Annotated in this window: 13 protein-coding genes; 2 read left to right on the forward strand and 11 right to left on the reverse strand. The window is 60.8% G+C overall.

Translation table 11 applies throughout. From position 1 onward, the window contains the following. Positions 1 to 85: 85 nt before the first annotated feature. The 5 genes from ACFWXH_RS07720 to dusB form a co-directional block, all read right to left on the reverse strand. Positions 86 to 1,447: a sigma-54 dependent transcriptional regulator gene (locus tag ACFWXH_RS07720; protein ID WP_054309864.1), complete on the reverse strand. Its 1,362-nt coding sequence runs from the start codon at positions 1,445 to 1,447 to the stop codon at positions 86 to 88. Next, positions 1,437 to 3,725, reverse strand: coding sequence for an ATP-binding protein (locus tag ACFWXH_RS07725; RefSeq protein WP_379118857.1), 2,289 nt, complete (start codon positions 3,723 to 3,725; stop codon positions 1,437 to 1,439). The genes ACFWXH_RS07720 and ACFWXH_RS07725 overlap by 11 nt, the downstream gene beginning before the upstream one ends. Positions 3,726 to 3,873: 148 nt before the next feature. Beyond that, complete coding sequence (gene ntrC, locus ACFWXH_RS07730; RefSeq protein ID WP_379118859.1) at positions 3,874 to 5,334, reverse strand: nitrogen regulation protein NR(I); 1,461 nt, start codon at positions 5,332 to 5,334, stop codon at positions 3,874 to 3,876. Then, positions 5,331 to 6,464: a nitrogen regulation protein NR(II) gene (locus ACFWXH_RS07735; RefSeq protein ID WP_379118861.1), complete on the reverse strand. Its 1,134-nt coding sequence runs from the start codon at positions 6,462 to 6,464 to the stop codon at positions 5,331 to 5,333. The genes ntrC and ACFWXH_RS07735 overlap by 4 nt, the downstream gene beginning before the upstream one ends. After that, the gene (gene dusB / locus ACFWXH_RS07740; protein ID WP_379118863.1) at positions 6,461 to 7,489 is read right to left on the reverse strand and encodes a tRNA dihydrouridine synthase DusB; all 1,029 of its coding nucleotides are present in this window, start codon (positions 7,487 to 7,489) and stop codon (positions 6,461 to 6,463) included. The genes ACFWXH_RS07735 and dusB overlap by 4 nt, the downstream gene beginning before the upstream one ends. A gap of 139 nt (positions 7,490 to 7,628) precedes the next feature. Here dusB and ACFWXH_RS07745 point away from each other — a divergent pair, with 139 nt between their 5' ends. Further along, complete coding sequence (locus tag ACFWXH_RS07745; RefSeq protein WP_054309859.1) at positions 7,629 to 8,858, forward strand: bifunctional 2-C-methyl-D-erythritol 4-phosphate cytidylyltransferase/2-C-methyl-D-erythritol 2,4-cyclodiphosphate synthase; 1,230 nt, start codon at positions 7,629 to 7,631, stop codon at positions 8,856 to 8,858. After that, complete coding sequence (locus ACFWXH_RS07750; RefSeq protein WP_379118865.1) at positions 8,855 to 9,343, forward strand: CinA family protein; 489 nt, start codon at positions 8,855 to 8,857, stop codon at positions 9,341 to 9,343. The genes ACFWXH_RS07745 and ACFWXH_RS07750 overlap by 4 nt, the downstream gene beginning before the upstream one ends. 50 nt (positions 9,344 to 9,393) lie before the next feature. On the opposite strand, the gene ACFWXH_RS07755 is transcribed toward ACFWXH_RS07750, so the two are convergent. The 6 genes from ACFWXH_RS07755 to ACFWXH_RS07780 form a co-directional block, all read right to left on the reverse strand. Continuing rightward, positions 9,394 to 9,852: a type II toxin-antitoxin system RatA family toxin gene (locus ACFWXH_RS07755; RefSeq protein ID WP_379118867.1), complete on the reverse strand. Its 459-nt coding sequence runs from the start codon at positions 9,850 to 9,852 to the stop codon at positions 9,394 to 9,396. A gap of 9 nt (positions 9,853 to 9,861) precedes the next feature. After that, a complete protein-coding gene (gene lipA, locus ACFWXH_RS07760; RefSeq protein ID WP_379118869.1) occupies positions 9,862 to 10,830 on the reverse strand; it encodes a lipoyl synthase in 969 nt (322 codons plus the stop codon). A 123-nt stretch (positions 10,831 to 10,953) separates the two neighbouring features. Continuing rightward, positions 10,954 to 12,396 carry a dihydrolipoyl dehydrogenase gene (gene lpdA / locus ACFWXH_RS07765; protein ID WP_379118871.1) on the reverse strand — a complete coding sequence of 481 codons (1,443 nt, stop codon included), beginning with the start codon at positions 12,394 to 12,396 and terminating at the stop codon, positions 10,954 to 10,956. An 18-nt stretch (positions 12,397 to 12,414) separates the two neighbouring features. Then, positions 12,415 to 12,996: a GNAT family N-acetyltransferase gene (locus tag ACFWXH_RS07770; RefSeq protein ID WP_379118873.1), complete on the reverse strand. Its 582-nt coding sequence runs from the start codon at positions 12,994 to 12,996 to the stop codon at positions 12,415 to 12,417. 2 nt (positions 12,997 to 12,998) lie between these two features. After that, the gene (locus tag ACFWXH_RS07775) at positions 12,999 to 13,637 is read right to left on the reverse strand and encodes an SGNH/GDSL hydrolase family protein (protein ID WP_379118875.1); all 639 of its coding nucleotides are present in this window, start codon (positions 13,635 to 13,637) and stop codon (positions 12,999 to 13,001) included. Between the two features lie 21 nt (positions 13,638 to 13,658). Further along, a partial coding sequence (locus tag ACFWXH_RS07780) for a 2-oxo acid dehydrogenase subunit E2 (protein WP_379118877.1) occupies positions 13,659 to 13,755 on the reverse strand: 97 nt, incomplete at its 5' end.

A 13,755-nucleotide genomic window follows, 5' to 3' on the forward strand; every position in this document is an offset into this window, starting at 1 on the left:
CCCTCTGAAATATCAGGTTTTCTTACGCGATTCCGCTGACCGCGTATCGGACAAAGACATGGTCCAGCCGGTCGACACCGGCTGGTCAGACCCCGAGAGATTTAAGCTTGCGATGCAAGGCGGAGCGCTCCATGCCGATGAATTCGGCTGTCTTGGAGATGTTGCCTCCGAAGCGATTGATCTGGGCGATCAGATAATCCTTTTCGAACTGCTCGCGAGCTTCGCGCAACGGCAATGCCATGATGTGCTGGTCCGATTGATTGGGTGTGCGCGGCATCACGTCGCCAATCTCCGAAGGCAGCAGGTCGGCCGTAATCGGCGTCTCCACATCGTCACCTCGTGCCAGAATCATCAGGCGCTCGATGTTGTTACGCAGCTGGCGCACATTGCCCGGCCAATTGTGGGCCTGAAGAACAGCCATCGCGTCGTCACCGATGCGGCGTGCTTTGATCCCTGCCTGCCTCGATATCTGTTTGACGAAGGTATCGACCAGATAGGGAATGTCCTCCCGCCGTTCCGCAAGCCCCGGCACCGCCACCGGCACGACTGCCAGGCGATGATAGAGGTCTTCGCGGAAGCGCCCCTCGGCGATCATGGCTTCCAGGTTCTGCGCGGTCGAGGAGATGATACGCACATCCACCTTGACGCGTTTGGTGCCGCCCACCCGTTCGAACTGTTGTTCGACCAACACGCGCAGGATCTTGTTCTGAGTCTCGCGCGGCATATCGGCGACTTCATCGATGTAGAGAATGCCGCGATGCGCCTCCTCCAGCGCGCCGACCTTTCGCTCCGTCCCATTCGATTCGGTGCCGAACAGCTCGATCTCCATACGCTCGGGCGTAATGTTGGCTGCGCTCAAGGTCACGAACGGCCCGCTTTTGCGCGCTGACAAGGCGTGGATGGCTCTTGCCGCCAGCTCCTTGCCGGAACCCGACGGTCCCATGATCATGATGCGGCTGTTGGTCGGCGCTACACGTTCGATGGTCTGCCGCAACTGGCTCATCGCAGACGACATGCCGATCAGGTCAAACGTCTCGCCGCTGCGCTGTTTCAGGTCGGAAACCTCGCGCCGCAACTTGGAAGTTTCCAGCGCACGCTCGGCAACGAGGATCAGCCGATCCGCTTTGAAAGGCTTTTCGATGAAATCATACGCACCGCGACGAATGGCCGACACCGCCGTTTCGATATTGCCGTGGCCGGAAATCATCACCACCGGCAGATTGGGATGCAGGGTTTTGATTTCATCGAGCAGTGCCAGGCCGTCCAGTCGCGAACCTTGCAGCCAGATGTCGAGGAAGACGAGCCTCGGCGCACGGTCGGCGATTGCCGCCAGCGCACTGTCCGCGTCGTGAGCGGTGCGGGTTTCGTGACCTTCATCACTCAGGATGCCGGCAACAAGTTCACGGATGTCTTCTTCGTCGTCGACGATCAGAATATCAGACGCCATTACCGACCTTTTCAGTTTCTCGTTCGTTTTCCGCCGTCACCCGGGCGCGCTGCGTCGCGCCAGTGGCGGGAAGGATGATGCTGATCATGGCTCCTCGCCCGCCGTGGAAGTCGGCGGGCGCATCGTGCAGTTCGAGCCGTCCGCCATGGTCTTCCACGATCTTTTTGACGATCGCGAGGCCAAGCCCCGTGCCTTTCTCGCGTGTCGTCATATAGGGCTCGAGCAGCCGACCCCGGTTTTCGCGCGGAAGCCCCTTGCCGTTGTCAATGACGTCGACCTGGATCGAGCCGTCGACATGCGCGGCCTGGATACGGATCACGCTCTTTTCGCCGGGCGCCCGTTCGAGCCCTTCCATGGCCTCGGCGGCATTCTTGATGACATTGCCGAACGCCTGCGAGAGCAGACGATTGTCGAAAGTGCCCTTGAGCGGTTCGTCACCGAACGCGCGCTCGAAGGCGATGTCGGAGCGGCTGACTTCCACGAGGAACGAAGCCTCGCGCAATGGTTCGCGCAAATCGATCGCTTTCATTTCGGGCTTCGGCATACGCGCGAAGGAAGAGAACTCGTCGACCATGCGACCGATATCCTCGACCTGCCGAATGATGGTATCCGTGCATTGATCGAAGACTTCGCGGTCCTCTGTGATGACTTTGCCGTAACGACGCCGGATGCGTTCGGCCGAAAGCTGGATCGGTGTCAGCGGATTCTTGATTTCGTGAGCGATGCGCCGGGCTACATCGGCCCAGGCCGACGTGCGCTGTGCGGTAACGAGATCGGTGATGTCGTCTACAGTCACGACATAGGACTTCTCGCCCTCATAGGCCTCATCCTGGTCTTCCTCGATCGTCACCTGAACGTTGAAAGTCCGCTCGGCTCCTGCGCGGAAGAAGGTCACCTGCTCGCGATAGACCGGCTTGCCGGATTTGCGGCCGATTTCCAGCACGCGCCCGACATGAGGCAGCACCGCGGACAGGTTCTGCCCCAGCGCAGCGTCGGATGACATCGCCAACATCGCTTCGGCTGACTTGTTGACGATGGTGATCGTGCCGAAGGGGTCGACACCGACCACGCCGGAGGTGACGCCGGCCAGAACGGCTTCAGAGAACCTAAGCCGCTCGTCGGCAAGATCCTTGGCGGTCAGAATTTCGTTGCGCTGGGATTTCAACTCCAGCAGCATCTTGTTGAAGGTGTCGCCAAGATGGGCAACGTCGCCGTCGGAATGGCGAACGGGCACCGAGACGTCGAGATTGCCTGTTGCCACTTCGTCGGCAGCGCCGATGAGCTGGCGAATAGGCCGCACCAACCTGTCGGCCACAGCAATACCCGTCCAGATCGCCGACAGGATGACAATGAGCGTCAGCGACATATAGGGCAGTGCGAACGCGACCTGCGAGAACCCCCGATTCGTTTCGAGCCCGCGATACTCGGCGGTATTTGCCCGAACGATCTCGCGCGCCCTGATCACCTCAGGATCCACGACACGGATGGTGTAGAGATAGAGCCCCTCGATTTCCTTCAGCTTGATGATCGCGCCCATGATATTGCGCGTGCGCGGCTCGATCAGCAGCGGCCTGCCGTCCTGTGCCTGCCTCACCGCACCATCGGGCGGCCCCGGCATCGGGAAATCGGCGCTGGTCTTGGCACTCATGACGAAGGAACCGTCTTCCTTGACCAAGGCGGCGTGGGCGAGGCCGCGTCCAACAGCTTCCTTGTTCATGAGATCCAGGAATCCGCCGCGATCGAGACCGTAGAGCGTGCGTGAGCTATCCAGGTCGTAGGCCATGGAAAGCGTCGTGCCCTGCAAGTTGCGAGCATTCTCCTGCACATAGGCTTCCGCAATCGACAGCGACGAATTGATGATCGTCTTGGTACGAATCTCGAACCAGCGGTCGAGGCCGATGTTCAGCGTGATCGCGGCGATAATGGCGACCAGGATCGCCGGCACTGCGGCGACGAGGGCAAACATGATGACGATGCGCACATGGAGCCGGGATGCGGCCTTGCCGACGCGGCGCGCCATGATGATTCGTTGCGCTTCGCGGGCAACCAGCGCCACAAGGAAAAAAATGAACAGCGCATTGAGGCCGATGAGCCACAGCGTGGTTGTTCGGTCGGGCACAATCGGTGTCGCGCCGACCAGAATTGCGAAGGAAACCGCCGCCGTCAGCAACGCGCCAATGATCGCAATGATGCCGGGCAGCGCCATCAGCCGCCTGGCTTCCTGCACACCGGATCTTCGAAACAATGGTCCGCTCAATGGTATGGCCTGCTCAGCCATTTCGCCGCTTGCTGTCATGATTGCGTAGCATCTATGCAACGCATTGTGGCGAATATGCAACAAGACGCCAGATCACAAAAATCTTTCGACGCCTCATCAACTGATTTTTGATGGACTGGTGCAGCGTGACGGTCGCCGTGCTTCGCGCCTAACCCTGCCGCGCGCCGCGATAGACGTTGACGCCAAGATCGCGGATTTTCTTGCGCAATGTGTTGCGATTGAGTCCGAGCAGATCGGCAGCGCGGATCTGATTACCGCGCGTCGCCGTCATCGCCGCCAGAACAAGGGGATGCTCCACCTCTTCCAGGATGCGCTGATAGAGGCCAGCCGGTGGCAGATCACCGCCAAAGGAAGCAAAATAACGTTGCAGATAGTGTTCGACAGCCTGGCTGATCGACAGGTCATCGGGGATCAAGGCATTCGTGCCGGGCGCGACGGCCACGTCGCCAGTCCTCAGTTCCGCTTCGACGATTTCGGCGGAAATTTCGTCCTGCGGATAGAGCGCGGCCAGACGGCGCACCAGATTTTCAAGCTCGCGCACATTGCCTGGCCAGGGATAGCGCTTCATCAGCTCGATGCCGGCCGGCACGATGCGTTTGGTCTGCAGCCCTTCTTTGGCCCCAAGCTTGAAGAAATGGCGCACGAGGTCCGGAACATCCTCGGCGCGTTCGCGCAGACCTGGAAGTCTGAGCGGCACGACGTTGAGACGATAGAACAAATCCTCGCGGAACAGACCCTGGTTGATCAGCGTTCGCAGATCCTTGTTGGTCGCCGCGACGATACGCACATCCGTCTTGATCGGCGTGCGCCCACCCACGGTCGTGTATTCGCCCTGCTGCAACACACGCAACAGCCGCGTTTGCGCTTCCATCGGCATGTCGCCGATTTCATCCAGGAACAGCGTGCCGCCCTCAGCCTGCTCGAAACGACCCGTGGAGCGGTTCTGTGCCCCCGTGAATGCCCCCTTTTCGTGACCGAACAGTTCCGATTCGATCAGGTCGCGTGGGATAGCCGCCATGTTGATGGCAACGAATGGGCCTCCTCGGCGCCGGCCATATTCATGTAAAGCGCGCGCGACGAGCTCCTTGCCGGTACCGGATTCACCGCTGATCATCACAGTCAGATCTGTCTGCATCATGCGCGCCAGCATGCGATAAATGTCCTGCATGGCGGCGGAGCGGCCAACCAGCGGCATCGTTTCCGGCTGTTCCTCGGGCCGGACATCAGCCTTCGGCCGGCGTGGTTCAGCCATGGCGCGGCCGACGATGTTGAGCAACTCGGTGAGATCGAATGGCTTGGGCAGATATTCATAGGCGCCGGTCTCGGAGGCGCGGATGGCGGTCATGAACGTGTTTTGTGCGCTCATGACGATCACGGGCAGTTCCGGTCTCGCCTTTTTGATGCGCGGCAGCATATCGAAGGCGTTTTCGTCCGGCATCACCACATCGGTGATGACGATATCGCCCTCGCCCGCCGCAACCCAGCGCCAGAGCGTGGACGCGTTCGACGTCACCCGCACTTCATGGCCGGCGCGCGACAATGCCTGGTTGAGCACTGTGCGGATCGCCGCATCGTCATCAGCGACGAGAATGGTGCCGCGGGCACTCATAGGCGTTGTCCTTCTTCGCTTTCGGTCACAGGTTCCTTCCAGGCGGGCAGAAGCACACGAAAGGTGGTGCCACGCGGCGTTGCATCGCACTCGATGATGCCGCCATGCTCGCCCACGATCTTGGCCACCAATGCCAGCCCCAAACCGGAGCCATTCGGCTTGGTGGTGATGAACGGATCGAACAGAATCGGCAGGATATCGTCCGAGACACCCGGACCGTTGTCGTGCACGCAGAATTCGAGCGGCAGCGATACGCGGTCCTGTGTGCCGGGAACGGACATGCGGATGCCGGGGCGGAATGCCGTAGTGAGCGTGATCTCCCCCAGCGGATCGGAGCCGATCGCCTCGGCGGCGTTCTTGACCAGATTGAGGAACACCTGGATCAACTGATCGCGGTTGCCATAGACCGAAGGCAATGAGGGATCGTAATCCTCCCCGATCTTGATCCGATTGGCGAAGCCGTTCCTGGCAATTGCCTTCACATGATCCAGCACGACATGGATGTTGACGGGATAGCGATCGATCGGCCGTTCGTCCGAGAACACCTCCATGCGATCGACCAGCGAGACGATGCGATCGGTCTCGTCGGTGATCAGCCGTGTCAGGGCCCGATCCTCGTCGGAGGCGGAGAGCTCGAGCAATTGCGCGGCGCCACGGATGCCGGACAGCGGGTTCTTGATTTCATGCGCAAGCATTGCGGCCAGGCCGGTGACGGAACGGGCGGCGCCGCGATGCGTCATCTGGCGGTCGATCTTGTCGGCCATCGACCGCTCCTGGAACATCACAACCACGGAATCCGGAAATTCCGGCACCGGCGCCACATAAAGATCGACGATCTTTTCGATGCCGAGGCGTGGTGAGGAAACGTCCACACGATATTCGTTGACCGGCGCGCGCCGTTCGCGAACCTGGTCCACCAAAGTTAGCAGCGGACTGCCGAAAGGAATGAGCTTCGCCAGCGTATTGCGTGCCAGCATGGTCGCGCTGGAACGAAAGAAATCCTCGGCGTCGGCATTGGCATAGGTGATGTGACCTTCCGGCCCGACCATGATCACCGGCCGGCGAATGGTGTTGAGCAGGATCTGTGCGGCATCGGCTATGTCCGCGACGGGAACAACTGTCGCGGTCATGCCGCGCTCCGGATGTCTTCCGCATCGCTGCCGTGCAGAAGCGCCTCCCTCAACAACGCGGTGACACGGCCAGGCTCGAAGGAAGTCAGCACATCTTTGCGCAAGTCCCTGGACGTCGCGGCGGCATACCGGTCCAGATACCAGCCGAGATGCTTTCGGGCCTGCCTCAACCCGCTTTCCACGCCATAGTGAGCGAGCATATCTTCATAATGCGCAACCACGTAGTCGGCGAGTTCCGCTGTATCCTTCGGCACGCCTGCAGCCTCAATGCCGGCAGCGAAGGTAGCAATCGCACCTGCTGCCCACGGTGCGCCGTAGTGGACTCGACCGACCATGACGGCATCAGCGCCGGATTGTTCGAGAATCGCAATCGCATCGGTTGGCGTCGCGACATCGCCATTGGCAACGACAGGGATCGACACAGCCTCCTTCACGCGCGCGATGGCACGCCAATCGGCCTTGCCCTGGTAGAATTGGCAGCGCGTACGGCCATGCACCGTCACCATGCTCACGCCGGCCTGTTCGGCGCGGCGGGCAAGCATCGGCGCATTCAGCGCATCCTCATCCCAACCGAGCCGCATCTTGACCGTCACCGGCACTTTCACCGCACCGATCACCGCCTCGATCAGGGTGAGCGCGTGGTCGAGGTCGCGCATCAGCGCCGAGCCCGCATACCCGCCCGTCACCTTCTTGGCCGGACAGCCCATATTGATGTCGATGATGTCAGCGCCCTCACCTGCCGCGATGCGCGCTGCTTCGGCCATGTGCGTTGCTTCGCGCCCGGCAAGCTGCACCATATGCACCGGCAGACCGGAATGGCGAATGCGCAGGTCGAACCCCTCCCTGCCCCGCGCCAGCTCGCCGCTGGCCACCATTTCCGAAACGACAAGACCCGCGCCGTGCGCATAGGCGCGCTTGCGGAACGGCTCATCGGTGATGCCGGACATCGGCGCCAGGAAGACGCGATTGCGCAAAGCTACCCCGCCAACGGCGAGCGGCAAGGCGAGCTTATTCGGATCGGTCATGCACAAAAACCAAGCAACGTCTATCTTTGCCTATTCACTAGCCAGATCGGGTTGATTGTGCAATGCAGAATGAACATGCATTGCGGCTTATTTGGGAAAAAGCTGGCCTTCCTCTTCGCCCGCGACTAAGCCTCTGCGCATGAAGGAAACGAGCGCAATCAAGGCCGTATCCGCCGGTGGCGGTGTCGCCGCCGTCATCGTCGCGGCAGGCCGCGGCGAGCGAGCCGGTCAGGCTGATGGGCCCAAGCAATATCGCCATATTGGCGGCCGCGCCATCCTCGTCAGAACGCTGGAGACTTTCCTTTCGCATCCGCGCATCGACCACATCGTCATCGTCATCCACACCGACGACCAGGAATTGCTTCAGAAGGCAGTCGGCGATCATCTCGCCAGGATCACAATCGTCACCGGCGGGCGCACCAGACAGGATTCGGTCCGGCTCGGCCTCATCGCGCTGGACGGCAAGACACCGGACAGGGTGCTCATTCATGACGCCGTGCGGCCTTTTGCCGATCACGACCTCATCGACCGCGTCATCGACGTCATTGCCGCCGGTCAAGGTGCACTGCCGGCACTTCCGGTGGCCGACACGCTGAAACGCGAAAGCCGTGACGGCACTATCGGTGAGACCGTTCCGCGTGCGGGCTTGCATGCTGCGCAGACACCACAAGGTTTTCCGTTCCGTCCCATTCTGGACGCGCACGAAAAAGCACATCAGGCTGGCAGGGACGATTTCACCGACGATGCCGCCATCGCCGAATGGGCGCGGCTACCGGTCAAGATCGTCGCCGGTTCGCCCGACAACGTCAAACTCACCTGGGCACGGGATATCGTCATGGCGGATCAACGATTGAATGGCGCGCGTTCGAGCTTTCCCGACATCCGCACGGGCAACGGCTATGATGTGCACGCCTTCGAAGCCGGCGATCACGTGACGCTGTGCGGTGTCGAAATCCCGCATGATCGCAAGCTTTCAGGCCATTCCGACGCCGATGTCGGCCTGCACGCCCTCACCGACGCATTGCTTGCCACCTGTGGTGCTGGCGACATCGGCACGCATTTCCCGCCGTCAGATCCGCAATGGAAAGGGGCCGCCTCCCACATCTTCGTCGAACACGCCGCAAAGATCGTGCGCGCGCGGGGCGGTCGCATCGCCAATGCCGACATCACGCTGATCTGCGAAGCACCACGCGTCGGACCGCATCGCGAAGCGATGACCGCCGCGCTCTCCGGCATGCTGGGAATCGCGCCCGAACGCATCTCTATCAAGGCGACGACGAACGAGAAACTCGGCTTTGTCGGTCGCCAGGAAGGCATCGCAGCGATCGCCACAGCGAGTGTCGTCTACCCCGGAGAGGTGCCGGAATGAACGAACTCACGCTGCTGGCGGACCGCTTCCTGAGAGCCTGCCTAACACGCAAGATCATGGCCGCGACCGCCGAAAGCTGTACCGGCGGCATGATCGTTGCCCACCTGACCGACATCGCCGGCTCGTCGGCTGTCGTCGATCGCGGCTTCATCACTTATTCGAACGAAGCCAAGATGGACATGCTCGGCGTCAAGCCGGACACACTGGAATCCTTTGGAGCGGTGTCATCCGAAACAGCGCTGGAGATGGCTGCCGGTGCGCTGGCCCGTTCTCGTGCCGGCATTACGTTGGCGGTGACGGGCATTGCCGGACCGGATGGCGGCTCAGATGAAAAGCCGGTCGGCCTTGTGTGGTTCGGCCTGGCGCTCAACAACCAGGCAACCATTTCCGAGCACCGCATCTTCGACAATCGGGGGCGCGACTTCATTCGCCGCGAGACGGTGCGGCATGCGCTGGAGATGGGACTCAGGGCCCTCGCCAACTGAGTTTTTTGCTTGTGTGCCGGTCCCGCTAGCATTGCCGATGAACGGCGGCTTCAGGTGATGACATCCCGGCCATAGATCACGTCGGCGCGTTTTTCGAACGCCTCGGAGAACATGCGGAAGGCGCGGTCGAACATGGTGCCCATCATCGCGCCCAAAATGCGGCTCTTGAATTCGTAGTCGATGAAAAAGCGCACGAAGCAGCCATCGCTCGCCGGCTCGAAACCCCAGATATTGCTCAGATACTTGAAGGGGCCGTCGATGTATTTGACATCGATGATGCGTTCGTCAGGCTTCAGCAGCACCTGGGTCGTAAAAGTTTCGCGGATCGCCTTGTAACCGATACCCATGTCGGCGACGAGCACGGTGCGCCCGTCGCGCTCGCGACGAGAGCGCACGGCAAGTGCTTCGCACAGCGGCACGAATTGCGGATATTTCTCTACATCGGCAACCAGCGCGAACATCTGGTCCGGAGAATGTGATACGCGGCGCGTCGCCTCGAATTTCGGCATGAAACCGGCTTATTGGGCGGTTTTCTTGAGCTGCTCTGCGCGGGCAGCGCGCAACTGAGCAAAGTCTTCGCCCGCGTGATGGGACGAGCGCGTCAGCGGGCTTGATGCCATAAGAAGAAAACCCTTGCTCTTGCCGACGATGGCGTAGGACTGGAATTCCTCCGGCGTGACGAACTTCTTCACGGGATGATGCTTCTTCGACGGCTGCAGATACTGACCAATGGTCATGAAGTCGACGTCGGCCGAGCGCAGATCATCCATCAATTGCAGAACCTCGTGACGTTCCTCGCCAAGCCCGACCATGATGCCGGATTTGGTGAAGATCGAAGGATCGAGTTCCTTCACTCGCTGCAGGAGCCGGATCGAATGGAAATAACGGGCACCCGGGCGAACCGTCAGATAGTTGGACGGCACGGTTTCGAGATTGTGGTTGAACACGTCCGGCTTGGCAGCAACGACGATTTCCAGCGCGCCGTCCTTGCGCAGGAAGTCCGGCGTCAGGATTTCGATCGTGGTCGTCGGCGCAGCTGCGCGGATGGCGAGAATGACATCGGCGAAATGCTGCGCGCCACCGTCTTCGAGGTCGTCACGGTCGACCGAGGTGATGACGACATGGGAAAGCCCCATCGTCTTGACGGCTTGCGCCACACGGTTGGGTTCATCCGCGTCGAGCGCGGTTGGGATACCGGTCGCAACATTGCAGAAAGCGCAAGCGCGCGTGCAGATCTCGCCCATGATCATGAAGGTGGCGTGCTTCTTTTCCCAGCATTCGCCGATGTTAGGGCAGCCAGCCTCCTCGCAAACCGTCACCAGCTTGTGAGACTTCACGATCTCGCGCGTCTCGGCATACCCCTTGGAGACCGGCGCCTTGACGCGGATCCAGTCGGGCTTGCGCAACACTTCCTGGTCGGGCCGATGGGCCTTCTCCGGATGACGGGGGCGCGGCTTGTTGGCGACGAGATCGAGAACGGTAACCATCTGATCTTTCCTGCATCTCCCTGAATCGCAAAGTCAGGGATTGGGTACGAGCCTCATCTAAGGCTTTTCGTCGGTAAGAAAAAGACCGCGGCAACGCATGATACCGCGGTCATTTTTGCATCCCTACGCGTTCAACACGCGTCCATAGGCGTCGAGCACGCTTTCCTTCATCGTTTCCGACAGCGTCGGATGCGGGAAGATGGTGTGCATCAGCTCTTCCTCGGTGGTTTCAAGGTTCATCGCCACCACAAAGCCCTGGATGAGTTCGGTCACTTCCGCGCCGACCATATGAGCCCCGAGCAATTGCCCGGTCTTCTTGTCGAAAATTGTCTTGACCAGCCCCTGATCCTCGCCGAGTGCCACGGCTTTGCCGTTGGCGACGAATTGGAAGCGGCCGACGCGGATGTCCTTGCCCTGTTCCTTGGCCTTGGCTTCGGTCAGGCCGACGGATGCCACCTGCGGGCTGCAATAGGTGCAGCCTGGGATCTTGAGCTTGTCCATCGGATGGACATGCAGACCTGCGATCTTCTCCATGCAGATCACGGCTTCATGCTCGGCCTTGTGCGCCAGCATGGGCGGTCCGGCGACGTCACCGATGGCGTAGATGCCTGGCACATTGGTGCGGCAGAATTCGTCGATGGCGATGGCGCCGCGATCGAGCTTCACGCCAACGGTCTCCAGTCCGAGATTTTCGGTGTTGCACTGGACACCGACCGCCGAAATCATCCGGTCGGCGGTGATCGTCTGGGTCTTGCCATCCTTGCCTTCGACCGTCGCAGTGACGGAGTTGGCACCTTTCTCGACCTTGGTGACCTTGGTCTCGAGAAGGATCTTCATGCCCTGCTTTTCGAGCTGCTTCTTTGCCCAGGTGGAGATTTCAGTATCTTCCACCGGCATGATCTGCGGCATGATCTCGACTACGGTCACGTCGACGCCCATGGTGCGGTAGAAGGAGGCGAATTCGATGCCGATGGCGCCCGAACCCATCACCAGCAGCGACTTCGGCATGTCCTGCGGCACCATGGCCTCGAAATAGGTCCAGATCAGCTTGCCGTCCGGTTCGATCCCCGGCAGCGCGCGTGGCCGCGCGCCGGTGGCGATCACGATATGCTTGGCGGTATAGGTGCCCTCGCCCTTGGTACCCTTCGGGATCGGCCCCATCGGCTCCATCGGCTTCTTGGACGACTTGCCGACGACGATCTCGCCCGGCTTGGTGATCTTGGCTTCGCCCCAGATCACGTCGACCTTGTTTTTCTTCATCAGGAAGCCGACGCCGTTGTTCATACGCTGGGCAATGACGCGCGAACGGTCGACGATCCCCTTGAGGTCCGGCTTGATCGTGCCTTCGAGCGTCAGGCCGTAGCTCTTGGCGTGTTCGGCATAGTGGAAAATCTCGGCCGAACGCAGCAGGGCCTTGGTCGGGATACAGCCCCAGTTGGAGCAGATGCCGGCCAAATGCTCGCGCTCTACGATCGCGGTCTTGAGACCGAGCTGCGCGGAACGGATGGCCGCTACATAGCCGCCCGGACCAGAGCCGATGATGATGACGTCGTAGTTGTCAGCCATGTTTTCCCTGCCTTTTCATCAAGCGGCGCCACGTGTCAGCAGCACCCAGTCATGTTCCTTGCTGTCGTCAGACAGCGGCACGGCTTGCCGTCGGGTCACCTCGGCAAATCCGTGCGATTTGTAAAGCCCGAGCGCGGTCTCGTTGTGGCTTTCGGTGATCAGGCTTATCGGCCTCCCAGCGCCGCGCTCGACCTCGTGCAGGAGCAGACGTTTGCCCAAACCCTTGCCGCGCAGGTGCCGGTAGACCCCCAGACTGTCGATGAACCAGTGGTCGACCAACATCTTCTGCAGGGCCAGGATTGGTTCGATGACGGCGTGAGGCGCCACTTCGTTCGCGATGGACTGTTCGATCGGATGGCCGATGATCACGCCTGCAATTTCGTCGCCTGCCACAGCCACGCTCGAATCCTTCCAACTGGCGCGTTCGGTATCGGAGCGCATGAACGAGCGCCCCTGCTCGAACGCGGTCTCCTTGCTTCCGTCGAGCACGGCGCCATACCAGAACCAGGATGCAAAGCCGTGCGAACTCACATCGACCAGAATGGCAAGCTCGGCTGCATCGCTTTTCTTTGCCGCACGGATGATGATCTCGTCCGGCACGATCAAAGCTCCAGCATGGTGCGCACTCTTGGCGCCAGGGCGACGCCAATGCGGCGGGTGTTCTCGGCGTCGAGGTGGATACCATCGAGCGGTGTCGTCTCAGCCACCGTGCCCGCATCAAAGAAGCCGCAGCCCGTCTCCTGCGCCAAAGCACCATAAAGCCCTGCGAGCTTCCGCGATTCAGCAATCCCACCCTCGAACGTGGCGGCAAAATTGACATTCGCCGTCTCTCGAACAACCGGCGGTGACACGATCAGCACTTTGGGCGCCGCTGCCGTCATTGGATAGACCACACTGCGCACGATATCGACCAGCCGCGCCATGCCTTGCTTCGCGCCGATCGCGCGACCGCAGATAAACGATTTCATGTCGTTGGTGCCGAGCAACACTATGACGAGATCGAGCGGGGCATGCGTTGCAAGAACAGTAGGCAGCATGCGCGCGCCGTTGCGATCAACGTCGGCCAGATGATCGTCGAAGGCCGTGGTGCGACCATTCAAACCTTCGGCGATCACACGCGCCGTGCTGCCGAGCTCTGCCTGCAACACGCTCGGCCAGCGATCTTCGAACGCGTGGCGGCCAAGGCCCGCGGCATCATAGCCCCAGGTCAAGGAATCGCCATAACAGAGCACGGTCTTCATATGGCCGTCCTACTGCAGTTATCAGACCAGCATGGTCATCGGGTTCTCGATGATGCGCTTGAAGGCGCCGAGCAGTTCGGCTCCCAGCGCACCGTCGACGGCACGATGGTCGGTCGAC

It is taken from the genome of Mesorhizobium sp. NPDC059054 (genome assembly GCF_042739215.1).
GTDB lineage: Bacteria > Pseudomonadota > Alphaproteobacteria > Rhizobiales > Rhizobiaceae > Mesorhizobium.